We start from the raw sequence: 24,244 nt of genomic DNA on the forward strand, positions 1-24,244 counted from the left end.
CGGTTGTAACTAACTGATCACAATAAGGTACATAAGGTTTAGTTAACAATCCAGTAATTAATTGATTTTTAATCGGTTTGGCGCTCTTCTCCGCTCAGGAAAGAGTAGTTTTTTCAACGAATTTGAATCCCAAATGACCGATTCCTAAATAGTTAAAGCCGGGAATCCGCAAATTCGATATATTAACTCAGTCATTTTGAAGGCGTTTCAATTCGCTACTTTCTCCCTTCAAGTACCTAACTAATTTTTAATGGAAGCTGCACAAGCGCCTAATCTGGATCAAACTGCGCCGGGGCCTCGGATCGGGCGGTTTTCAACTCTCGACATCCTTCGGGGAACTGCCTTGCTGGGTATTTTGCTGGTGAATATTCAGGCTTTTGGACTGACCGAACCGCAGATTCAGCACTTTATTCGGGGGCCTCACGGCGGCAGTTACTGGCTGATCACCCTGATTCAGGTGTTGTTTGGTCATTCCATGCAGGCCGCTTTCACAATGGCGTTCGGGGCCGGCATTCTGCTCTTTCTGGGTAAAACAAAAACCGCAAACGGGATGGCCGCTCCCGAATTATACATCCGGCGCCAGATGTGGCTCATTGCGTTCGGGCTGATCAACGCGATCGGATTCCTCTGGACCTATGATCTGCTTTTCCTTTACGGAATCGTGGGCATCTTGTTGTTTCCGTTTCGGTTGATGTCCATGCGGACTTTGCTGGTCAGCGCGCTTGCGATGGGTTTGATTTACAGCGGAAAAACCTACTGGAATTTCACGGAGCAAAAGGAAAAGTACGAGAAATACCAAAAAGTAGTTGCGCTCGAAAAGAAGCAGAAGCAACTTGACAAGAAAACCGCAACAAAAGCGAAAAAAGCAGCACTTAACGATGAGCAGAAAGACGATAAATCGGCCTGGGAAGGATTGGTAAAAAGCCACCAATACGATAAAAAGCAGGATGAGTCCACCATCAAAGCCATGCGCTCCGACTATTCGACGGTTTGGAGTCATTTGCTGCCGACTATCCAGGCCACGCAGGCGCAGTACCTTTACCGGCTGGGTTTGTGGGATATTGCCTCGATGATCTTACTGGGTATGGCGCTGTTTCGGTGGGGGTTCTACACCGATCAATTGACGACCCGGCAGTACACCGGTTTGGCCGCGGTCGGGTTGTTAATCGGACAGGCGCTGGCCTGGCTATCGGTTTTCTCGAATGAATGGCTGCTCACGGATTTTACGAACTATATTTCTACCAGTTGGTTGCCGCTTCACGAGGTTTTTCGACCCTTTTCGCAGGCGCTGTCCGCGGTCGGCTGGGCCAGTCTGGTCATGGTGCTGTACCGGCTAAATTTTGCAGGCTGGTGGTGGCAGGCCGTTGGAGCGGTAGGGCAAATGGGGCTGACCACCTACCTCACCCAGTCGGTTGCGTGTACGTTGTTTTTTAATGGCTACGGTTTTGGGTATTTTGGTCAGCTCCGGCTTTCCGCGCTTTACCTGATTGTGGCCGAACTCTGGTTGCTGCAGATCGTCTTCAGCGTGGTTTGGCTGCGTCATTTTCGGCTTGGCCCGGTCGAATGGCTCTGGAAGTCGCTGACCACTGGCCAGTGGCAGCCCCTGCGTCGGCACGAACCGGGCCCCGAATCCACCCCGGTTTTATCCTAAACACTTCACAACCTGACCTTTGCATGGAAACTTCTCCTTCATCTTATCTGCCAGCGGATGCCTCCGCTACCCTGTTTTCCGCAACTTCAACGGATTATTCAACTACCGTCGATTCCCCGCAGCCCGTTGCCAAAGCCGACCGGATTCAGACCATCGACCTGATTCGGGGTCTGGCACTGCTGGGCATTCTGATGATGAATATTAAAAGTTTTGGCTACGTCTGGTCCGGATTTATCAACATCGTCAAGCATCCGGAAAGTACGGATTTTTATACGCTGGCGGTGGTCGATACGGCTTTTGCGGGCACCATGCGGGCTTTGTTTTCGATGCTTTTCGGGGCCGGAATGATTCTGTTTCTGACGAATAAACCGGAGCAGGGGCAGGGCCCAACGGTAGCCGACTATTATTATCGGCGTCTGCTCTGGCTCGTCCTGTTCGGGGTTTTTAACGCTTATATTCTACTCTGGTCGGGAGATATCCTTTATTTCTACGGGCTTTGCGGCATGCTGTTGTATCCTTTCCGAAAAATGAAGCCGGGCTGGCTGGTCGTAATGGCGGTTTTGTGCATTGGGGCTAATTATTTGCGCAATGATCTGTGGTACAGCGGAATGCGTGAAAACCGGACCGGCTATCTGGAAGCGGTCAAGCTTGAAAAAGCGCATAAAAAACCGTCGGCCAAGCAACTGGAGGCCAAAACCGCCTGGGAAAATTTCGAGAAGAACTTCAAGCCGGACCCCAAACGGGATGCCAAACTGGTCAAGGAACGCCGTTCGGGTTACGGCACGGTTTTCGCCAGCCTGATCCCGAACAACAGCGGGGCCGAATCCTGGGGTGTTTATTTTGGCAGTTGGGATATGCTGTCGATGATGTTTCTGGGCATGGCTTTACTCGGGTGGGGCTTCTTTTCCAATAAGCTGCCCACCTCGACCTACGCTGTTGCCTTGCTGGTCGGGTACGGCCTGGGATTTCCGATCAGTTGGTTCTTTTTCCGTGCCAGCTTTGTCGACTGGCTCCAGAACGCAGGGCAGGTGTTCGATACGTTCCGGGTCGATCCGTTCCAGCTTTATGATCTCCGGCGGGGGTTGCTGGCCGTTGGTCACGCCAGTTTGCTCATCCTGGTTTACCGCTCGAACGTCGTTCCCTGGCTCATGAAAGCCCTGACGGCCGTGGGGCAGATGGCTTTTACCAACTACCTCATGCAGAGTATCATCTGTACACTTTTCTTCAACGGCTACGGGTTGGGCTATTTCGGCAAACTGGCTTACCACGAACTTTATTACCTCGTTGCGGGCGTGTGGGTTTTTCAACTGATCACATCGCCCATCTGGCTGAGCTATTTCCGGTTTGGTCCTTTTGAATGGCTCTGGCGGTCGCTGACCTACTGGAAACCGCAACCCATGCTGATTCGGCCAAAACCGACCGCCGAAACCGCATTGGCTTAGCGAGGATGTCGCTGTCTATGGATTTATCTTTTTTATCGTTTGCAATAAGAAGGAAACGGCATCCGAATGCTTTATAGAGAAAAAGTCATGTATGCGATTCGCTGGAATTGGTTGTCTTGTTTCCCTTGTTTTGATGCTTTCAACCTCGGTATCAGTCGGTTATCCGGCATGCCCGGATGCCTCCGAACCCAACCAGAACGACACGACCAGCCAGGAGATAACGATCCTTGGCCTGGGTGATTCCATCACGCAGGGCGGTGCCGATTTTGTCTCGTATCTTTTTCCGCTTCAGAAAAAAATCCGGGACGCGCGGTATAGGCTGAAGTTTATTGGCCCGAAGCCCAGTGTCAGCCCAACCGACACGGTTTACAACGCGGGATACGGGGGCAAAAATGCGGAGTATCTGGCGTCGATCGTCGATAGCATTTACACCCGGTTTCCCGCAGATGTGGTTTTGCTGCACACCGGACATAACCATTTTGATACCGAAAAACCGGTCGCGGGGATTATTGCGGCCCAACAATCAATTATCAGCAAGCTAACGGCCATCAACCCGCGGGTGATCATTCTGGTGGCGCAGGTTATTACCAGCGGGAAATTGCCCAAGTACAGCTACATCCCGGCCCTGAACGAGGAAATCAAAGCGATGGTTAACCACCTGAATTCGAAGAATTTGATTCTGGTCAATCAGGCCAAAGGCTGGGACTGGCAAAAAATGACGATCGCGGACAAAGTTCATCCGAACGCTGTGGGTGCGGAAAAAATGGCGCAGACCTGGTTTCGGGCGTTGAAGCGGAAGTTATCGGTTCGCTCGAAATGAGTAGGTTTCTGCCGGTTGGAGAAAGAACCCGCTGTCAGGGTCTTCAACCGTACGACGGCCCGGCGCTGACAGGGGTGGTTCTAATAATTTAGTTTTGCAAGATAGTTAAAGTCGTAAGTGGCGCTTTCCAGAGCGGTTTTGGGATATTCTTCCTGCTCGACAAAGAAGTATTTCATGCCGGATTTGTCGATGTTCTTCAGCATTTTCACAATGTCGATCTGCCCTTTGCCAAATTCGGTGCTTTCCTTTTTGACCTTGTCCATGTCTTTCAGGTGCCAGAGCGGAAAACAGCCCGGATACTTGGCAAAATACGTCAGCGGATCGTTGCCCGTAACGATCACCCAGCCCAAATCCAGCTCCATTTTGACCAGATTTTTATCCGATTTCTCCACCAGAATGTCGTACAGCGGTTTGCCGTTTTTCTTTTCAAATTCGTAATCGTGGTTGTGGTAACCGAACACCAGGTTGGCTTTTTTGCAGTCTTCGGCAGCTTTGGAAAACGTATCGGCACATCGCTCGTAGTTGGCAACGGTTTGTCCCTCAGACGGTAATGACGAGCAAACCAGGTAGCTTTGCCCGGCTTCGGCGGCCATGTCGACCGATTTTTTCCAGTCTTTATCGATGTGTACGTGACCGCTACGGACGTTCATGCCCAGGTCGCCGGCGATTTTTTTGATTTCCTTCGGCTTTAAACCGTAGAAATTCCCCTTTTCGCTGCGGGCCGATTCCAGTTCTTTGTACCCAATTTTGGCCAGTTGTTTCAGCGTACCGACGGCGTCGGCCAGCATTTCCTTCCGGACCGTGTACAACTGGATGCCCACATTTTTTACTTTAGCCGCTTCCGCAAAAGTCGGTGCCAGAAACGCCCCGGCTGCCAGGCTACCGGTTGCTTTCAGAAAATCTCGTCTTGTTGTCATAAAATCAGGAAATACGAATGGATCAATCACCAAAGGAATTGTTCGGAGAAGTCTACTACCGCAGCCTGCTTACCACTTTTTAAAGACGAAAAAAACCGCCAGGATAATCAACACAAAACCGACGATGTAATTCCACTTGATGTCTTCTTTCAGGTAAAAAACCGCAAAGGCAACGAAAACCACCAGACTAACTACCTCCTGCATGGTTTTGAGCTGAAAAGCGCTGAATTGGTACGATCCGATGCGGTTGGCCGGAACCGCCAGGCAGTATTCGACCAGAGCGATTAGCCAACTGATCAGAATCACTTTCCACAGCGATTCGCCTTTGTAGCGCAGGTGCCAATACCAGGCCGTGGTCATAAAAATATTGGAGAAAATTAGTAAAACGACAGTTCGCATAATGGTTTGAACGAAGCAATGGAACGGGTTTTAGCCCGTAAAACGGTTCTTGAATAAAACCGGTGCAAATCTCTGCGAACGCTTTTGGTAAACCATAAACTACCCGGCTTTTTTTTGGTTACCTATTTTGTGAAACCTGATTTTGATTTGACATTGGTTCTGAGCCGGATTGAGGAAGCCATCCGGCCGTACCCGAAAGCCGCCATGTTCGACTTGTTCGAACGGGGTTACAACAGCGTTTTCGAGCAGCTTATTTCCTGCATCATCTCCATCCGCACGCTGGACGAGGTGACCATTCCGGTTTCGCTGCGGCTGTTTGCCGTGGCCCGAACGCCCGAACAACTGCTGCAACTGGAACCGGCGGCTTTGGCGAAACTGCTTTACGGAACGCAATACCCTGACCAAAAAGCCTACACGATGCTGGGCATCGCGAAGCGTGCGGTCGATGAATTCAACGGGCAGATTCCCGCCGATTTTGAAACGCTGACCTCCTTCAAAGGCGTTGGTCCGAAGTGTGCGAACCTGACGCTGGGCGTAGCAACCGGGCAGGCCGCCATCAGTGTCGACATTCACGTGCACCGGGTGACCAATCGCTGGGGTTTTGTGCACACGCAGCAACCGGAACATACGCTGAAAGTACTGGAAGAACGCGTGCCTGTTGCGCAATGGATCGACATTAACCGGTTGCTGATGCCGTTCGGAAAACACATTTGCACGGGCCGTTTGCCGCATTGTTCCACCTGCCCGGTTCTAGCGTGGTGCGAACGCGTTGGCGTGACGGAGAGTCGGTGAAATTTGCGGATAATTCCCTATATTTCTTGCGATTAGTTACCGATATGCTGATCGCTACTCTATTCCGTCAAACCCCGTCATGAATCCATTAAATTCCGCAACCTCAGCGGGTTCCGAAAAACCGAAACTTTATTCCTTGGTCGTGGGCGTCAACGCCTACCAACAGGTGCGGCAGTTGAACGGCGCCGTTCAGGATGCGGCCACAATGGAGAGCTACCTCGCTGGTCTGACGGATTTTGAACATCATTCGCTCCACCTCAGCGACCAGGAAGCGACCAAAACCGCCGTTGTCGGGGGCTTTCGCACGCACCTGAAAAACGCCGGCCCGAACGATACGGTTTTGTTTTATTACGCGGGCCACGGCGCCCAGGAAGCCGCTGACCCGGCCCTCTGGCCCACCGAAACCGACAAAAAGCTCGAAAGTATCGTCTGTTTCGATGGCGATGCCGCTCACACCTGGGATTATCTGTTGACGGACAAAGAGTTACGGTTTTTGATTCAGGAGCTCAGCCAAACCGGGGCGCACATCGTCACGATTTTCGATTGCTGCCATTCCGGCGATAACACCCGGTTTTTCGATTTGCTGGCGGAAACGCCCGAAGGACAGAAAATGCAGGAACGCCGGTTGTCGCAATCGGCACCCATGCGGCCGTGGGAGGGTTTTATTTTTCACGACCGGTTTTCGGAAGACGATTTTCGGCATAAAGGACTCGACGAGTTGATTCCGCTGGGAACGCACGTTCAACTGGCGGCCTGCGAATCGGACGAAGCCGCCGTAGAAGACCGGGAAAACAAAGAGGGCGTATTTACCAAAAATCTGCTGGCGGTTTTGAAAGCGACCAACGGCGATGTTTCGTACCAGACGCTTCACAACCGGGTTCGACAATACATGCGGTTTGCGTACGAGCAGCGTCCCCGGATTTCCGCAGCGGGCGATTCGTCCGACCAACTGCTGCAACTCGGTTTTCTGAAACGTCCCATCAACGCCCAGACCGTTACCGCCGAGATCACCTTTAATCCCAGCCAGCAACGTTGGCTGCTCGATGTGGGCGCGATTCATGGCGTTGGGCGAACCACCAAAAGCATCGTTATTCTGGATGAAACCGGAAAACCGGCTTTTCCGGCCACTCCGCTAAAAATTGGGGCTGATTATACGCTGCTGAAACTGGAAGCTGCGCAGCAGTCTACCCTTGACCCGGCCAAAGCCTATCGGGCTGAAGTGGAAGGCTTGCTGAGCGAACCGGTGAAGCTCCATTTCATCAACCACAACGGCGACGTTGCCGAACAGGCGCTGCTGTTGCAAACCCTGACCGAGCAGGCGGGTGCGTTTTTTGTTCCCGAAGAAGTGGAAGAAAGCGCCGACTATACGCTGCACGTTCGCAACGGTTTATGGTATTTTTCCCGGCCCAACGACGAAAACCGCCCGCTTATCCGGCCCGTTGCTGCCGATGATCTGGATCTGGCGTTTAAAGCCTTAACGTCGGATTTGCGGCATCTGGCCGCCTGGCAGTACCTGAAAGAATTGCGAAATCCCGAAGCCGCCGAACCCATTCTGACGATTGCGGTGACGCCGGAAGCGGAAGAAACCATAACGCTGAAAGGGGCCAATCCCGCACCCGTGACGATTCCGTTGCGCGAAGGCATTTCACCAAAAGGGAAAACCGAGTGGACCAACAAAGTCAAAATTCAGCTGACCAATCCGACGTTCCAGACGCTTTACTGCACGGTTTTGTACCTGTCGCGGGATTTTATGTCCACGAAAAGTTTTCTGCCTATCAACGAGCGGCTTCAGGTGGGAAACTACCGGCTCGAACCGGGGCAGTCGGAATGGCTCGGTCTGCCCAGCCGGAACTCGCTGACGGGGCGGCTGGACGTGGTACGGATGAGCCTGGAGGAAACCGTTCGCCAGTACAACTGGCCCGAAGTGACGGAATATTTCAAAGTCATTGTGTCGGTCAACCCGCTTTCCGAAGCCACCCTGTCGATGCTGGAGCTGGACGTGCTGCCGTCGCCGTATACACTGGGGGAGAAAACGAAACCGACCCGGGCGTCGGCTTTCGACACGGAAGAAGAAGAGGAATTTCCGGACTGGAGCACCCAGACCGTTACGGTTCGCATTCCGAATCCGATGTATAACAAAGTGGATGTGAATGAATTGAGCCAGATGATGGAACCGGTTCTGGTTGATGGCGTTCCGGCCGACAATCCGATGGCCGATTTTGCCCTTGGTCTTTATTTCCGGCCCAACCCGGTTGATTCCACGCTTGTTTTGCGCGAAGAACTGGTCATTACCGGCGACGGCCAGCGCGGGCTGTGGGGTGATCTGACCGCGTTTGTGAACGACAAAATTGCCTACCAGGTCCGCAACCGGCAGTACAAACAGAACCTGATCAAATACCCGGACCGGGTTCGGATGGTGGCCGGTGGCGATTCGTGGTTTCAGTATCCGCTGCTGAGCGACATTGTCGATTATTTGGCGCGGGTTTATTCCGTGAACTGCACGTCGGGCGTCGGGAAATCGCTGAAAAAATACATCGAAAATTCAAAGTTCCTGGAAACCATTGCGCAGGTGAGTCCCCGGTATTTTCTGCTGAGTGGCGGGGGAACGCATTTTTTCGGGGAGGAATTTTCAACCTATATCCGCGAGAAAGGAGCGAAGACCGAATCGGCTCCGCAAGGCTATCTGACGGACGCTTTCAAGGCCGCCCTCGACGAACTGGAGTCGGATCTGAACCGGCTTTTCCGACTCATCAGACTGCGAAATGAAAAGGTTCGGGTGCTGGTTCACGGCTATGATTACCTGATTCCGGATGCGGCCGAAACCCAGTCCGGAAAAACCGGTCTGATCAGTAAAACCCTGAATGAACGGGGAATTATGGATTTGGCGGAACAGAAAAACCTGATCCGGTTGATGGTCGATGGGTTTAACGAGCGACTGCAACGGGCGGCTGCCGGGTACGAAAATGTGACATATATCGATCTGCGCGGCACGCTGCGTCCGGCCACCGAGCAACTGAAATACTGGTACGACGAATTTAATCCGAACGACAAAGGATTCCTGAGCATTGCGACCAAATACGCCCAGCTTATCGGAAAGCTGGAGCGGGAAGGTTCGGGAAGAACCGCCTGATTACGGCTGAAACCGCTTGAAAAAGTCGGCTTCGTAGCTCATGCCGATCGGAATTTCCTCACCCGCCAGCGAAATAATCCGGTTTCGGACCTGCTCGATTCGGTGGAACGGAACGATGTAGGAGCGGTGGACGCGAATAAACTGCCCGGAATCCGGGTCCGCTTCCTGCAGTTTTTGCAGGATCGCTTTCATCGTCATGCGGGCCACGATGGGGCGGGTGCTGGTGACGGTGTGAATTTTGAGGTAATCGTCCAGACCCTCGATAAAAACGATGTCCGCCAGCGTAATTTTATGCAACGTATAGTCGGCCCGGATGTACAGATAAGCTTCTTTCCGGGGTTCGGCGGGATGCCGCAATCGGTGGTGTTCGTTCGCTTTGTTAACGGCCTGTTGAAACCGCTCGAACGTAAACGGTTTCAACAGGTAATCAACGGCGTTCAACGTGAAACCTTCTACGGCGTACTCGGCGTAAGCAGTCGTGAAGATTACCATCATCTGATCCGGCACTGCTTTATGAAATTCAATGCCCGAAACCGATGGCATGTTGATGTCCAGGAACAGCAACTCGGTCGGAACCTGATGGAGGTGATGGAGGGCTTCGTCGGGGCGCAAAAACGTTTTTTGCAGGTCAACGGAGCCAATCTGACTGCAAAAATGGGTTAGTACGCGCAGGGCGGGCGGTTCGTCGTCTAACGCAATGGCTCGGATCATGCAAGAGTTATCGTAAGTTCCACGGCAAAACCGGTCGGATTATCCGTAATCGTCAAAACGTGCTGATCGGGATACATGAGTTGCAGCCGGGCTCGGGTATTTTCAATCCCGATACCGCCCGAAGCTTCGTCATTGTGATAAACCCGAACTTTTTTGTTGAACACGTACAAACGCAGGTTGTTCGCTGAAAGCGAGATGGTGATGTGAATCATCGACTTTTCTTCGGGATTGACACCGTATTTAAACGCGTTCTCGATAAACGAAATCAGGATCAGCGGGGCAATCTGTTTCCCGTTGAAAAGACCGCTGACTGCAAATTCGATCTGCACCGTGTCGTCCAGCCGCAGTTTCTGCAAGGCAATATAATCACTGATGTAATCCACTTCTTTGGCCAGCGGTACCTGGTTGCTACCCGCGTCTCGGATGACGTAACGCATTAATGACGAGAGTTTTACGACTGCGTCGGCCGTTCGGTCGGACTTTTCGATGGCCAGTGAATAAATGCTGTTCAGCGTGTTGAACAGAAAATGCGGGTTGATCTGCGCTTTCAGGTAAGACAGTTCGGTGGCCAGTTTCTCCTGTTCGGTAAGCCGCCAGCGGTTGTTGATCTGGAGAAAAAGCGAGACGAAAATACCGACCAGAAACAGAAACAGGGCGTGGCTCAGCTCAAATCCGAAAGGCGGTTTTTCGGGCAAATCACCCGGCTCAAAACCGGTGATTTCGGGCAACTGATTCGGCCGAGGTAAGGAGGAAACCACTATATCCTGACGATCCAGAAACAGAACCATCCCGATTATAACCAAAAAACAGCCCACGACGCTGGCAACGTAAAGCAGGTATTTTCGACCAAGATAGAGGTTTGGAATCAGAAAATAATAGTTGAAATAAAAGAACACCAGCATGAACAGATAGGACAGAAAATTCGTCCGTTCGTGCGGGTTATCAGCCAGTTGCGTCAAGCCCGAAAAACCGCGCGGGGCAAAAATGTACGGAAGCGCCAGAAAGGCCAGCCCAATGAGAATGTGAATGATCAGGGGAGGAATGCTGCGCTTCATGCCGTTGCTTTTCACGGTAATCTACAAAATGCCGAAACCGGATAAAAATCATTGCGGTAGAAAGGGAGAATGTGCCGGAGAAATTGGGAAATGAGTTACTATTATGGTTATTTGTGTAACCTTAACTCTCCTACAACTTTCCAATGACTAGCCCTTCAGTTGCCACCTGGACCGACGAATTTCTGTGGAGCAAACGACGGTTGGGCGACCCCCTCGCCGACGAAACGATTGCGGCCATTCTGCTTGATAACCAGAAAGGTGAGATCGATCAGATTTTTCAGATGCTGGTCCGAAACCGCACCTTTCCGAACCCGGCTTTCGACGTTTTGCCCGAGCGTCTGAAAAAGATCGTGGAAGATTATTTCGTTAAAACCCGCCGGTTGCCCGATTGGGCCGAGCCTTTTAAACTCGCGGTTGCAACGGATGTTTTTAAACTGTACGGGCCGAAAATTCTGCTGCTGCTCCTCTGCAAATCGCTCCCCTTGTGTTACACCTGCTGGCGGGGGGCTAAAGTGCTCTATCGCACCGGTCGGCTGCGCGTGCACGACGGCTCGCTCGATTCGTTTACCCGGCGATTGATGGAAACCGCCCAGTTTGTGGTGAACATCCTGACCTTGAACAGTTTCGAACACGATGGGCTGGCCATTGTTTCCATCCAGAAAGTTCGGCTGATGCACGCCGTCATCCGGTATCACGCCCAGCAGCACCGCTGGGATCTGGAAACCTACGGCGTTCCGATCAATCAGCAGGATCTGGTCGGGACCTTGCTGTCGTTCGGGGTCGTCATTATTGATGGCCTGAAACAAATGGGCATCGAGCTAACGCCTGAGGAAAGCGAAGCCTATCTGCACCTCTGGAAAGTGGTCGGGCACATGATCGGCGTTGACGACGACCTGAACTCGGAAAATGCGGACGACGGGCGGTTTTTGATGAACGCCATTCTGGAGCAACAGGCCGGAAAGTCGCCGGATGGCGGCCGGGAAGGCGCTGAGCTTACCGAAGCCTGCATCGATCTGATGAATTCCCGGCTTTCGTTCGGACCGTTCCGGAATTTACCGGCGGTTTTTGTACGGTTTTTTATTGGCGACAACTACGCGGATCTGCTCGATGTGCCCAAAGAGGACGATCCGAACGATTCGGCAGCCATCAATGCGATTCAGTGGCTGGACAAAGGCTTCCGCTCGACCAGCGACCGCCATTTGCTGCTGGGGGCGGTGGGCCGGGCGTTCAGCAACCAGATGATCGGGCTCGTGATGGCGTATTACAACGGCGCAAAAAGCGAGCAGTTTTATTTGCCGTCGGCCCTGACCGACACCTGGGAATCGGAGAAGCCGGATTTCCGGATTCCACCGGCAAAAACGATCGAAGAGGTGATTTTTTACCTCGATAAAGTAGCCCGTCATTTCCGGTCGCAGAACAATCCGATCGGTTTGTTCTGCGCCATTTATAAATTGGTAACGCTGCGCGTGCAGGATGGCCTGAAGGCGGGAATGTTTGAAAATCCGGTGGAAATGGAGCAGGTCGATGTCGGATTTGGAAACCGGTATTTTGAAGCGCTGAACCAGTATTTTGATGGAAAACCGGCTTCGGCACCCTGGCAACTGTCGTTCGATGCCGCGCGGACGCTCATCACCACCGATCAATATATTTTCTCGGCTGCCAATGCCCACATTTCTTACGACTTACCCATTGTGGTAGCCGAGGTTTACCAGGGCAAAGATATTCAGCTGTTTAGTAATGATTTCGTGAAAATGAACGGCTTGTTTGAGGATATGTACGACCAGATGAACGATAATGTGGGCCGGGTTTTCCGACCCTTCGGCACGTTCGTGAAGTATTTCTCGGATAAAATCAAGGCCGTTGAAAGTGCGGTGATGAAGCAGGGCCGGGAGCAGGCCTGGGCCAACAGCCTCGCACTCTATGAGGCCAAAACCGAATCGGAACGACAGCGGCTATTGACGGATTTGGAGGCCAAAGCGGCCAAAATGGGGAATCTGGTGGCCCGCCCGCCCTGGATTTTACGGTTGCCATTGATCTACGTTGCCCGGAAAGAATTCGGTACGACGGCTCATAAAGTAGACGTAATGCTGCGAACGGCCCTGCTGCCGACCATTTCCTGACCCCGATTGGAGACACTATGAATAGACTTCTACTCTTTTTGCTGCTAAGCCTTTCCGTATTTTGCCGGGCCGGAGCCGCGCCGATTCGGATCAGCGACCTGAACAGCGCATATAATGTCTTCGGCACCAGTGAGTTGCTGGAAGTAAAAGCCGGTTCCGTAGCGATTGACGATCTGCTTCAGAATCCGGAAAAGTTCCGGTTTGTTCCGACCGAAAACCGCCTGATCAAACCGTATGACCACCAGCTCGGTTACTGGTTCCGGTTCCAGCTGGCCAACGAAACCGATCGTGAGCTATTTCTGCAGTTTATCTACGCAGGAACCGAATTGATGCGGGTTTATGAAACGGTTGAAAACCGGGTGCTGGCCGTCAACACCCTGGGAAGTCTTCAGCCCGAATCCCGGAATTCGTTTCGGAAAAGTGTGCAGTTTTGCCCCATTCAATCCCGGAATGGCGAAGTTCACACGTTTTACGTCTACATGGAAGGCGTGTACACCTCGGCCCTGCCCATGTTCGCGCTTTCGGCGATCAAACTGCTACAGAGCCAGCACCGATCCGATTTGTTTTACGGGGTTTATTACGGATTTATCCTTATTATCATCGTTTACAGCCTGGTTTTATACATCCGGTTGCGCGAAGAAGGCAATCTGCGGTATGCGATCTGGGTGTTTTTCATGGGTCTGTTGATGGCCCTGTTTCGGGGGCATACGAGCGAGTTTTTCTGGGCCGCAAATCCTTCCATCGAACGGTTTGGAGCTGCTTTGCCCTCCGTGACCGGTTTTCTCCATATTCTGTTCACGCTGACCTTTTTACGCCTTCGTTATCAGGCTCCGGTTTTTTACAAAATCGGTTTCGGAATCGTTGTGCTTTACCTGATCGGTTTCGGGCTAAGTGTGCTGAATGTGAGCCTGAATTACAGTTTGGGCAGCCGGGTTGATATCGTGCCGTTGGTGGTTTTGCTGGAAGGAATTTTCAGCCTGGTGGCCGGAGTTGCCATGTTAAGCAAAGGATTTCGCCCGGCCTTGTTTTACATCGTTGGGAACCTGTTTTTCTACCTGGGCATCTTCATCTACCTGCTGTATACCGTGGGCGTGTTTCCCTACGGTTTTCTGCCTTACGAAAGTATTCACCTCGGTGTCGGCGTTGAGATTCTGTTCTTTGCGGTTGCCCTTACCTACAAAGTGGATTTGCTGAAAAAGCAGCGGCAGGAGGCCGAGCAGGAACAGATCCGGCTTTTGGTAGAAAACCGGCGTCTGGTCAACGAGCAAAACGTCATCCTGGAGCAAAAAGTAACCCAGCGGACGGAAGAACTTCAGGTGGCCAAGCAGCGGTCGGAGGAATTGCTGCTCAATATTCTGCCGTCGGAAGTTGTCGATGAACTGAAACTGACGGGCCATTCACAACCGCGCCGGTTTGAACGCGTAACGGTTTTATTTACGGATATTCAGAACTTCACCAGCACCGGCGAATTGCTCTCACCCGAAGAACTGGTTCACGAAATTGATCATTATTACCGGGCTTTCGACGAGATTCTGAGCCGCTACCGCATCGAAAAAATCAAAACCATTGGCGATGCGTATTTGTGCGCGGGCGGTTTGCCGGTTGCGTATCCGGAAAATGCCACCGAAGTGGTCCGGGCGGCTTTGGAAATGCGGGCGTTCATGCTGCGCAACAAAGCGGAGCGGCAGACTCAGGGGCTGCGGCATTTCGAGTTTCGGATCGGGATTCACACCGGGCCGGTGGTGGCCGGAATCGTGGGTGCCCGCAAGTTTGCCTACGATATCTGGGGCGATACCGTCAACACGGCGGCCCGCATGGAACAGCACGGCGAGGTTGGAAAAATCAATATTTCATCCGCTACGTACCAACTCGTAAAAGAGTATTTCCAGTGCAGTTACCGGGGTAAAATAGCGGTGAAAAACAAGGAAGCAATGGACATGTATTTCGCCGATGAAATGGCGGTTGCAGCCGATGTGAAAAAGGAACTAATGTAATCTGAAAACCGCCTGTTTAGGCTTGCGACGGCTTATTACTGCATGAACAGGCCGATGAGTTTTTCGATTAATTTGAACCATAAAAATAAGAAGCCCACGGCAATCAATAAAATTGAAGACCATAAAATAGTCTTTGAAAGACTAAGTTTATACGGCTTATTTTTACGGTATTTCGCCATACGATGACTACTGGTATTCGCCTGAAACCGGTTAACTTCACCAAAGTCAAAATCTTCACTGGAGCCGGGTTTTGCAATCATAAAATAGGGCCGATCATTCGTTGGCATCTCGCATAGTTTTAAGACTAAAAAACGTCAAACTTTGTGCCATTAATGCGTCGGCAAGGGCATTTTGCTACAGATTCCCCTTAATATGTTACCAAAAAAATACTCAATTTGCTTTAGCGTCTGTTAATCAATGTGTTAAAGGATGGTTTTGATTGCTAAAATTAACGGTTAAATGAACGCTAACCGCACCAGTTACTAACAACAGGCGACCGATCAATAAATCACTTTACCTCCGGAAGGAGCAAATTCAGGAATTGGGCGAGTCAGCAGGCAGCAACTGGCTCTTTTCTCAGCGGAGCCTGATCGTTCCGCTAAGGTTTTCCGTCTACTCACTTTTTTTTCAGATTGTCAGACTTATTTATGCGCTAATTCAACATTCAGTCATAGATTGGGCCGCGAATCCGGAGCCTTTGCCAGACAGGGTTTTCCGGGTGGCTAGAGAGTGCTATTTTATTACTCATCCTTTTCTCTGTACTATGAATTCTCAACCAAGAATCCTTTTGGCGGATGATGATCCGGCCATACGCAAATTTTTGAGTCAGATCCTACGAAAAGCCGGGTATCAGGTAGTGATGGCATCGGATGGACTGGAAGCCATTGAGCTCCTGAAAACCGAACCCCGACCGGACCTGCTGCTGCTGGATGTGATGATGCCGGAGTCCACCGGACTGGATGTCGTCGCAAAATCCAACGAATTACCCCAGCCCGTTCCCGCTATTCTGATGTCGGCGATTGATCTGCCGCCCGTCCAGCGGATGGTGTTGCTCGCTTCACCAACGCCGTACCTGATCAAGCCCTTTAAGCCAAACGAACTTCTCAGCAAAATTGAGAGCATACTCGCTTCGGCCAGTATTTGAGCCGTCGATAGGGGTAGTGGGATTGATATTACCTTTTGAAACCGCTTCTTTCCAGAAGATTTCCGCCACGTATTCACCAAAAAAAGGTCCGTAGAAAACCGCTCAGGCGGTTTTCTACGGACCTTCCATTTACAATCGGAAAGCGTTACTCCTTCAGATTCTTTAAATAAGCAATGCTTTTCGGCACCTGATACGACCAGGTCGGACTTTCGTCTTCGATGAAATAGTGCTTGACGCCGACCTTTTTGGCTGTTTTCAGCACCATCGGTATGTCGATCTGGCCCGTTCCCAGCGTCACGTCATTCTCCTTCGGAGTGCCACCGGTGAGGTCACCTTTCACGCCTTTTTTGAGGTCTTTCAGGTGCATGAGCTTCCAGCGGCTACCGTATTTATTCAGCAATTTAACCGGGTCGGCCCCCCCGTGGGTGACCCACAGAATATCCATTTCAAAGGATACGTACTTCGGGTCGGTATTCTTCACGAGGTAATCGAACAGCGTACCATCTTCGTACGGCTGGAATTCAAAGCCGTGGTTGTGGTAACAGAACGTCAGGCCGTTTTCCTGCAACACCTTGCCCACCCGGTTGAAATCTTCCACGGCTTTTTTGGCGTTTTCAAGCGTGAAATTCCCCCGCTGATGCGGGATCGAGGCAACCATGACGTATTTCGCACCCAGCTCTTTGGCTTTCTTCACCACCTCCATCGGATCTTTGACTATTTCATCGTAGCCCGCGCCGGTGCCCGGAATGCTGATGTTCCGATCCTTCAGCATTTTCTTGAACGCTTCGGTCGTGACGCCCGGGGGCGTACTGCCTTCCATTTCGGTGACGCCCAGCGACTGAATGGTGTCGAGGGTTGCCTCAACGCCTTTTGGAAAGCTGAATCGGTACGTATACGACTGAATACCAATGGGAAACGTATAGATTTTCTTCTGAGCAAAAACGCTGCTGGACGCGAGCAACAAGGCAGAACTCAGCAACAGGGGCAATCGGGTTTTCAGCATGGGTTTAGATTGTGAAAAGGTGAATTAATGGAGTTTATCGTTCAGTAATTTAATGAAATAAGCCCCCACCACGGAGCGGGCCTGAAAACCGACCTGCTTGCCATCGGTGGTTTCGTGCCAGTCGCTCAGCGGCACCCGGCTTGGTGTCTGATCGGCGTATTTAAAAATGGGTTGAATCAGGGCCTGAAAATCCTGTGGTTTTTCGGCGATGGTTGCCGTCCAGAAAATCCAGTCCGATTTGGTGTACGTTTTCCGGCTGTCGAGCGGCAAACCGAACGGTTTTTGTTTGGTGAGGTAATACCGGATTTCCTTTTCGGCCACTTCTTTCGGGAAAATGCCCAAATCCAGCAGTTTATCCCAGACCAGGTTGTATTTCTGGCTCCAGCTTCCCTGCGGTTTGTCGAAGGTTAACGCGTAATGATCGCCGTCCTGCGCCATTTGAACCCATTTTTGAGCCAGCTCGCGGGCCAATTTGAGGTGTTGCTCGCCTAACTCCGTCTGCCCCAGTTGTTTCGCCAATTGCCCGTACGAAGCAATGCCCAGAATGGCTTTCACGCTCAGGTTCGCGTTGCGGGCGAGGTGACCGGCAAAATCGTCCGTGCAAAGCTGGTTGGCCGGATCAAAACCGTCTTTTTTGAGATAATCAACCCAGACGGTCAAGGTGGGCCAGTGTTGCCTGGCGAAATCGGCGTTTTTCTCGGCGGCCGCAATAGCAGCCGTCAGAATCAGCATATTACCGCTTTCTTCCACCGGCATGTCTTCGCCATACGTCTGCCCATTGGCCAGCGGGTAGGTTCCAACGTCGTGCGCGGCAAACGGCTTGGTCCATTTCCCGCTTTCGGAATACTGAAAAATCGGCTCCATCATGCCTTTCAGCAAAGTCGGGTTATAAATCAGATAGAGCGGAGCCGACGGATACGTGATGTCCACCGTGCCAATGGAGCCGTTGCTGAAATTCTCTTTGGACAAAAACAAGACTTCGCCTTTGGGACCGGCAACGGTTTTGTGAGCGGCAATGGATTGCCGATAAACCAGCTGGCACAAATCGGCATATGGTTTTCCACCCGATTTCTCGGCTTCGGCGTACAGTTTCTGATCGAACTGGCGGCTTTTTTCGGTCAGACTGGCGTAATCTTTTTCAACAGCTGCCAGCATTTTTTCTGCCGTCATCGATTCGTCCCGGCGCCACCAGGCCCGCAGGTTTTTACCAAAAAATTGTACGGAATAAATATCGTCGTATCCCAGAATGAGGTGGGCGGTTTTGGGCGTTTGCGAAACCGTTCCCAGCGATTGCGCAACGGCCAGCGATCGGCTGTCGGCCGCGGCTGGTTGGCTGGCATCGTCTGCTATAACGCCTTTGCTCACAAAACTGCGGAACAGGGTCGTTGGCTGCCCGATGGCCGTTTGCGTCGTGGTGGCCGTGGGGGCCGCCAGCAGTGCATAACCCCAGTCGATCCGCACATCATCGCCTTTGCGCCCCAGGATTTTTTGTGAAGTAGTGCCGATCGACAAAACCGTCAACCCTTCAGCCGACGACCGTTTCCCGACCACTTCCTGCGTGGGTTGATTCACGCTCAGCAAACCGGATGCGGCTGTGTAAATCTGAACCGTATGCGGTTTTCCATCGATCGATTGGGCCGAATAGGTGAGGTAGGAAGCAGGCCGGGTTGCCACCTCCAGATCATCCAGTAACAAGGGCGTTGTGAAATTGACGGTCAGCGCAACCGGACCGGCGGCAAACTTGTATTCGGTCTGTGTCGCCTGCACTTTCACGCTTTGCTGCTGCGCCTGCGCGACCGGCGCACCCAGATTGACTTTTCGTTCATCGACCAGACCCACATCAACATAACCGCCCCCAACCGGGTTCAGGCAACTGACAGCCAGTAGGTTAGATCCTTTTTTTAGGGCCGCTTTTGCAGCCGCGTCGAGGGGAAATATTTTGTAATCACCAACGTAACTGGGGCCGCTATCGTGGGCTTTCACGCCGTTGATGTACACAAGAACATCGTCATCGTGGCTCATATAAAGGACCAGGTGTTCAAAATTAAGGTCGGAAACCGTAACGGTTCGGCGGTACCAGACTTCTTTGGTTTTCCAGATCGTAGCGGGCTGAATCGGATTGCTGGAAGCGCCGTCGCCGATAGGCGCTTTACCGGTTTTCCAGTCGGATGAGGGTTTGAAACCCGGTTTTTCCCAGCCATCGCCCGGTTTCTGAAAGGTATAACTCAGTTCATAAGCTTCGGTTTGGGCCGTGGAAACAACGGTTTTTAGCGTCGTTAGTTGGGAGCCCATAAAACGGTATGTCCGGCCATCCACACGAATCAGGCCATCGAGCGGCTGGTTTTTGCCCGTCCAGTGACGGGTCGGTGATTCATTCAATTTGTCGCTAAACGCCCAGAGGCTGGTATAAGGATCAATCGTGACCAAAGGATAGGCGGGAGGCCGTTGTGCCCAAACCGGCAGAACGCCCGCCAGGGTAAAAATGAGTAAGAAAATAAGGTTGGAGAATTGCTTTGGCATTAGTTATGATTGATTAGTTGAGTACATATCGGGTGTCAACTGGGATCAAACCACCCGATTGCACGAATTTAGTATAAATCATTGGATACTTTTTTTCTACTTGGTCGGGAACCGGTTTTGATTCTGTTCCGGAAAGACCTGGAATTGAAAACGCAGCTGTATTTTGCCTTTCGCTTTCAAAATGGCACGGACCAATCGGGTAAAAATCAGCTTAATTACCGCAGGATGTGAAAAAATGACGGAATGGTAACTAACAAATTATAGACCTTTCAGTTTATCCCATTAACTTTGCATTACAAAGTAAGTCTACCATATGAGAAAAATAGTAACAGCCTTATTTACTTTCCTCACTATTGTCGCCTATTCACAAACCCCTACTTCCAGCCGTCTGAGCAGCGGAGTTGATGTCGGGGCCGCTTTCAAAAACGACTATCTGGTTCCCTCCATCACCTACTACGAAATGCTGAACGTGGGCAAGGAGCAGCTTTTTTCCATTGGCTGGACGGTAAAACTGAACACATTTTACGGGGATAACCTGAATTATACCACGGCTCCGGCAAAACTGACGCGCGAAAAAACCGGTTTTGCGGCACTTTCGGCGCCGATTGTACCGGCAAATCTCGATACCATGCGCTTCGATTGGGTAACGGCCACGGCGGTCAACTTTGGTTTGCGGGCCCAGGTTCGTGTCGGACCGATTGAAGTGGGTGCCGGGGCTGACTTGCTGGGAATTGGTTTTGGAAAAAACCGGGAAGGGCGCTACCGCTCATCCACCGGACGGTTTACGGCTACCAATACCGCCGGAACAGTCGATACGGTAAGTTTTCGGGCCTCACCGAAGCAATTTGCTCAACCTCAGCGCATTAATGCCCGATTGCTGGGCGACAACGACCTGGGTTCTTTATCGACGGAGGTTTACGTCCGGTTGCGGGTGATGCGACGGCTGGGTGTCAAAGGGGGTTATCAGTGGATTACTACCGAGATGCGGTCCAGCACCGTCAACATTGATGATAAAAACCAGCGTTTTCGCAACCGGGCTTCCATGGCTTACGTAGCCCTGACATTCCCATTCTTTAAATAAAATGGAAAAGGGCTAAAAACCGCTTTTTAACCCTTTTCCCCACTTCATTCTTCCGTTAAACTTCCACCGGTTTCAGGCTGAAATAGGTTTCATAAACCGCTTTGGCTGCCTCGTTATTCCGCGTCTGGAACCGGTCGAGGTATTGATGGAGACCGGTTTTGAAGAGTTCAGACGTTTCGGTGAACTCAATTTCCGATCGGAGTTTACTCAACGATTTCTCGGCTTCGTTCTTAAAGCCGTTCGTAATCGCATTCCCCGAAATTTCATAAAGCGACAGTTCCGCCTGCCGGATGCAATGGGCGACTGAGCGCGGGAACAGTTTGTCCAGAATCAGAAATTCCACGATTGTCGACGAACTAATCATCTTATACTGCTGGCGGTACATATTATACGCACTGACCGATTTCAAAACCGCCGTCCAGATCATCAGATCGAGCGTTGACCCCACAGAATCAAGGTCGGGGAGGAGCGTGAAATACTTCACATCCAGAAACCGGGAGGTTTTATCGGCCCGTTCCAGAAACCGCCCAACCCGCCCGAAATGCCAGGCTTCGTTGCGCGTGATGGTGCAGTCGATGACGCCGTAAAAATGCTGGCAACCGTTTCGGACGTCGTTCAAAAATTCCTGCAGCCGGTTTAAATTCGATTCGCCTTTCGTGGTGGTGTCCCGCACGCGCAGATAAAGCTCATTCAGGTTTTCCCACATTTCCTTGGAAATACTCTCACGGATGGTCCGGGCGTTTTCGCGCGCATTGTTCAGGCAACTGACAATGGAATTGGGATTTCGCTTGTCGAACGTCATGAAATCAATGACGTTTTCGCGGGTGGGTTCCTGGTAGAAGTTGTAAAACAGGTAATTATCGGCGGTTGCAATTAAAAGCGGTTCCCATTGCTCATCGACATTGGGCGGCAGATCCAGCGCCAGGTTAAAATTTACACTCATAAAACGGGAATAATTATCGGCCCGCTCGATGTAGCGGTTCATCCAGTAGATAGAGTTTGCAACGCGACTCAGCATGAAATCAAAATTTTATAGGGATATATTATTTGTAAAGATAGGTTTTTATCTGAAAGGTGCGCCTTTTTCAAAATAATGTTTAAATAATTCAACATGATCAATCTCTAGTTATTTTTGTATCTTAACTAAATCCGAGTTTCAATGAAAAATTTCCTATTAACCTGTAGCCTTCTTGTGACAGCATTGAGTTTTGCCGTAGCCGATTCGGGTTCGAAAACCGCTCCTCCGGCTGATCCATCCCGTTTGTATGAAGTTCGGATTTATTACCCGACACCCGGAAATTACGAAGCCATTATCGACCGGTTCCGGAAGTATACCTGCAAAATTTTCGAGAAACACGGCATGACCAACGTGGGTTACTGGACGCCAATCGATGGCTCGCCCGAGCGGCTGATTTACATCCTTTCGTACCCCAACAAAGAAGCCCGCGATGCGTCCTGGAAAGCGTTCGGCAGTGATCCGGAGTGGAAAGAAGTGGTGGCAAAAACCGAAGCCAATGGGAAAATCGTCGCGAAAGTGGATCAGATTTTCATGACGGAAGCCGAGATTTCACCGAGACTCAAACTGACCAAAGCACCCGGCCGGGTGTTCGAATTGCGGACCTATTCACCGGCTCCCGGCAAACTGAACGACCTGGTGGCCCGGTTTAAAAATCATACCCTGAAATTGTTCGAACAACACGGCATGACCAACGTTGCTTACTGGCTCACCACGCAGCCCGACGAAACCGGTCAGTCGAAACTGGTGTATATTCTGGCGCATCCCAGCGAAGCCGAAGGCAAGAAGCATTTTGACGAATTCCGGGCCGATCCCAAATGGGTAAAAGCGAAAGCGGATTCGGAGAAAAACGGCCCGCTGACCACCAAAGTGGAATCCGTTTACATGAAACCTACGGATTACTCGCCGATTCAATAATTTTCATTGAGTGAATTGTGAATGAGCGATTGAGTGAACCCCAATCGGATTCTTCGCTCAATCGCTCATTCACTAAATCACGCAATGAAAAAATCATTCATTTTCGCCATCCAGCCCTTCCGCGAACCGCTTCCGGACGGCCTGGTGAGGGCGTAAGCCGTTGATCGGGCGGGGGGTAGCGTAATTCGTTTTGTCGGACGCCAGCCGTTCCTGATCGGACGAGGAGCGGGCTTTGGTGGCCAGATTGGAAACCGAGAAAAAACCGTTCCGAAACTGATTGTATTCTTCTTCGCTCATCGCCTGACGAGCAGCCTGCCCTTTTTCGTAGCCATCGTTGAACGACGCAATCCGGCTGTCGGTGCGGGCCAGTTTCCGGTCGTTGATCAACCGGTCAATATCCTCGGTCAGTTGCTGTTTGCGTTGACGCAACTCGTCGAGCGAGGGTAACACTTCCAGCTCGTGATCCATGATGTTCTTCTGCGTCAGGTGTTTAGCTACTTCCTGTTGAGCCGCCTGATACTTTTTCTCCAACCGGTTTCGCCGACGACGCAGCCGCCACAGCTTCGGATCGACCTGCAACCAGCGGAACCAGAACTTCTGCAAAACCGGTAAGCCAATCCCCAGACAAACCGCACCCGCCAGCGCGAACAAAACGCCACTCAAAACGAACGACATCAGTGCCCACGGGCTGTTAACCAACTGCAGATTCAGCTCGTCGGATTGCTGCAATTGCTGTTCGATTTTCTGCAAAACGCGCTGGTCCGTCACCGGATTCGGGTTAGTAGGGTCCAGCGGAGTGGCATTCAACTGAATATTTTTGATACTTTTATTGATGGCTTCTTTCAGCTTGTCCGTCCGGTAGGCGTCATACCGAAACCAGCCCAGAATGACCAGCGTAATAATCGAGAGCGTGGCCAGCCCCATTTTAAACCAGCCGTATCGCCGAGCGGCTTCGGGTGTGGGATTTGAATTATACGGTTCTTCAATCAGCCGGTCGTAGGCCGGTTTCAGCAAAATGGAAACCATCGCCAGACCAACCGCGAACATCCAGGCTTCGACGTTGTTGCGGATATTCAGGGCGTAGGCAACAATTTCGTGCGAAATAATGAGGTCACCGGCGACGAACGAAATACCGGCAGCCACGAATATCAGACCGGCCAGCAGCGAATATTCCGACGCGGTGTTTTCCCGGCGTTCTTTCAGTTTAACGCGTTCTTCTTCAACGGTTTTGATGTCAGCTTCCAGGAGTTCCGCGTTTTTACCGGCCAGCGTCGTTTGCATGACGTGATCCTGAAGCCGGTCGTAGGCTTCCCGGCGCAGGGCCGTCGTATCCGCCAGTTGCTGGTCGATTTCCCGGATTTCGTCGCGCTTGCTATCAACGCGCTCCCTGATCCACTCGTCGCTTACCTGACTCGACAGATACCCTTCGTAATTCTGGCGGTCGGTGCCTTCGACTCCGCTGGTGTAGCCGTGCTGAAAATCCTGACTGTCATTTGGTTGCTGCTCATTCATATCTTTTTCCTTTTAAGAGG

At 51.5% G+C, this 24,244-nt stretch carries 19 protein-coding genes; 10 read left to right on the forward strand and 9 right to left on the reverse strand.

Annotated elements, in window-relative coordinates:
• Positions 1-250: 250 nt before the first annotated feature.
• The 3 genes from GJJ30_RS14115 to GJJ30_RS14125 all read left to right on the forward strand — a co-directional run bounded on the left by GJJ30_RS14115 (position 251) and on the right by GJJ30_RS14125 (position 3,913).
• Entirely contained in the window at positions 251-1,651 is a 1,401-nt protein-coding gene (locus GJJ30_RS14115) for a DUF418 domain-containing protein (RefSeq protein WP_154175803.1), read from the forward strand.
• A 23-nt stretch (positions 1,652-1,674) separates the two neighbouring features.
• Complete coding sequence (locus tag GJJ30_RS14120) at positions 1,675-3,093, forward strand: DUF418 domain-containing protein (protein ID WP_154175804.1); 1,419 nt, start codon at positions 1,675-1,677, stop codon at positions 3,091-3,093.
• 133 nt (positions 3,094-3,226) lie between these two features.
• Positions 3,227-3,913 carry a GDSL-type esterase/lipase family protein gene (locus tag GJJ30_RS14125; RefSeq protein ID WP_170299189.1) on the forward strand — a complete coding sequence of 229 codons (687 nt, stop codon included), beginning with the start codon at positions 3,227-3,229 and terminating at the stop codon, positions 3,911-3,913.
• An 80-nt stretch (positions 3,914-3,993) separates the two neighbouring features.
• Here the strand turns inward: GJJ30_RS14125 and GJJ30_RS14130 are convergent, their stop codons facing one another.
• Both GJJ30_RS14130 and GJJ30_RS14135 read right to left on the reverse strand, forming a co-directional pair.
• The gene (locus GJJ30_RS14130) at positions 3,994-4,830 is read right to left on the reverse strand and encodes a TIM barrel protein (RefSeq protein ID WP_154175806.1); all 837 of its coding nucleotides are present in this window, start codon (positions 4,828-4,830) and stop codon (positions 3,994-3,996) included.
• Between the two features lie 69 nt (positions 4,831-4,899).
• Positions 4,900-5,229 carry a DMT family protein gene (locus GJJ30_RS14135; RefSeq protein ID WP_154175807.1) on the reverse strand — a complete coding sequence of 110 codons (330 nt, stop codon included), beginning with the start codon at positions 5,227-5,229 and terminating at the stop codon, positions 4,900-4,902.
• A gap of 129 nt (positions 5,230-5,358) precedes the next feature.
• Here GJJ30_RS14135 and GJJ30_RS14140 point away from each other — a divergent pair, with 129 nt between their 5' ends.
• Together GJJ30_RS14140 and GJJ30_RS14145 are read left to right on the forward strand one after the other, a co-directional pair.
• On the forward strand, positions 5,359-6,021 hold the full coding sequence (locus GJJ30_RS14140) for an endonuclease III domain-containing protein (protein ID WP_310588257.1): 663 nt from the start codon (positions 5,359-5,361) through the stop codon (positions 6,019-6,021).
• A 79-nt stretch (positions 6,022-6,100) separates the two neighbouring features.
• The gene (locus tag GJJ30_RS14145) at positions 6,101-9,151 is read left to right on the forward strand and encodes a caspase family protein (RefSeq protein WP_154175809.1); all 3,051 of its coding nucleotides are present in this window, start codon (positions 6,101-6,103) and stop codon (positions 9,149-9,151) included.
• Here the strand turns inward: GJJ30_RS14145 and GJJ30_RS14150 are convergent, their stop codons facing one another.
• Both GJJ30_RS14150 and GJJ30_RS14155 read right to left on the reverse strand, forming a co-directional pair.
• Complete coding sequence (locus GJJ30_RS14150; RefSeq protein ID WP_154175810.1) at positions 9,152-9,862, reverse strand: LytR/AlgR family response regulator transcription factor; 711 nt, start codon at positions 9,860-9,862, stop codon at positions 9,152-9,154.
• Entirely contained in the window at positions 9,859-10,917 is a 1,059-nt protein-coding gene (locus GJJ30_RS14155) for a sensor histidine kinase (RefSeq protein WP_154175811.1), read from the reverse strand. The genes GJJ30_RS14150 and GJJ30_RS14155 overlap by 4 nt, the downstream gene beginning before the upstream one ends.
• A gap of 143 nt (positions 10,918-11,060) precedes the next feature.
• Here GJJ30_RS14155 and GJJ30_RS14160 point away from each other — a divergent pair, with 143 nt between their 5' ends.
• Together GJJ30_RS14160 and GJJ30_RS14165 are read left to right on the forward strand one after the other, a co-directional pair.
• A complete protein-coding gene (locus GJJ30_RS14160) occupies positions 11,061-13,037 on the forward strand; it encodes a DUF5995 family protein (protein WP_154175812.1) in 1,977 nt (658 codons plus the stop codon).
• Between the two features lie 17 nt (positions 13,038-13,054).
• Positions 13,055-15,031 carry an adenylate/guanylate cyclase domain-containing protein gene (locus GJJ30_RS14165; RefSeq protein ID WP_154175813.1) on the forward strand — a complete coding sequence of 659 codons (1,977 nt, stop codon included), beginning with the start codon at positions 13,055-13,057 and terminating at the stop codon, positions 15,029-15,031.
• 35 nt (positions 15,032-15,066) lie between these two features.
• Here the strand turns inward: GJJ30_RS14165 and GJJ30_RS14170 are convergent, their stop codons facing one another.
• Complete coding sequence (locus GJJ30_RS14170; protein WP_154175814.1) at positions 15,067-15,318, reverse strand: hypothetical protein; 252 nt, start codon at positions 15,316-15,318, stop codon at positions 15,067-15,069.
• Between the two features lie 476 nt (positions 15,319-15,794).
• Between GJJ30_RS14170 and GJJ30_RS14175 the strand changes: the two genes are divergently transcribed.
• A complete protein-coding gene (locus GJJ30_RS14175; RefSeq protein WP_154175815.1) occupies positions 15,795-16,175 on the forward strand; it encodes a response regulator in 381 nt (126 codons plus the stop codon).
• A gap of 145 nt (positions 16,176-16,320) precedes the next feature.
• On the opposite strand, the gene GJJ30_RS14180 is transcribed toward GJJ30_RS14175, so the two are convergent.
• Together GJJ30_RS14180 and GJJ30_RS14185 are read right to left on the reverse strand one after the other, a co-directional pair.
• Positions 16,321-17,178: a sugar phosphate isomerase/epimerase family protein gene (locus GJJ30_RS14180; protein WP_154175816.1), complete on the reverse strand. Its 858-nt coding sequence runs from the start codon at positions 17,176-17,178 to the stop codon at positions 16,321-16,323.
• Between the two features lie 24 nt (positions 17,179-17,202).
• Positions 17,203-19,698 (reverse strand): glutaminase family protein, encoded by a 2,496-nt coding sequence (locus GJJ30_RS14185; RefSeq protein WP_154175817.1) that lies wholly within the window; start codon positions 19,696-19,698, stop codon positions 17,203-17,205.
• 313 nt (positions 19,699-20,011) lie between these two features.
• Between GJJ30_RS14185 and GJJ30_RS14190 the strand changes: the two genes are divergently transcribed.
• Positions 20,012-20,779, forward strand: coding sequence for a hypothetical protein (locus GJJ30_RS14190; protein ID WP_154175818.1), 768 nt, complete (start codon positions 20,012-20,014; stop codon positions 20,777-20,779).
• Positions 20,780-20,834: 55 nt separating this feature from the next.
• Here the strand turns inward: GJJ30_RS14190 and GJJ30_RS14195 are convergent, their stop codons facing one another.
• A complete protein-coding gene (locus tag GJJ30_RS14195; protein WP_154175819.1) occupies positions 20,835-21,797 on the reverse strand; it encodes an alpha-E domain-containing protein in 963 nt (320 codons plus the stop codon).
• A gap of 141 nt (positions 21,798-21,938) precedes the next feature.
• Between GJJ30_RS14195 and GJJ30_RS14200 the strand changes: the two genes are divergently transcribed.
• Positions 21,939-22,712, forward strand: a complete 774-nt coding sequence (locus GJJ30_RS14200; protein ID WP_154175820.1) for an NIPSNAP family protein — start codon at positions 21,939-21,941, stop codon at positions 22,710-22,712.
• Between the two features lie 93 nt (positions 22,713-22,805).
• On the opposite strand, the gene GJJ30_RS14205 is transcribed toward GJJ30_RS14200, so the two are convergent.
• Positions 22,806-24,224, reverse strand: a complete 1,419-nt coding sequence (locus GJJ30_RS14205) for a hypothetical protein (protein ID WP_154175821.1) — start codon at positions 24,222-24,224, stop codon at positions 22,806-22,808.
• Positions 24,225-24,244 lie beyond the last annotated feature (20 nt).

This window comes from Larkinella terrae, from assembly GCF_009668025.1.
GTDB lineage: Bacteria > Bacteroidota > Bacteroidia > Cytophagales > Spirosomataceae > Larkinella > Larkinella terrae.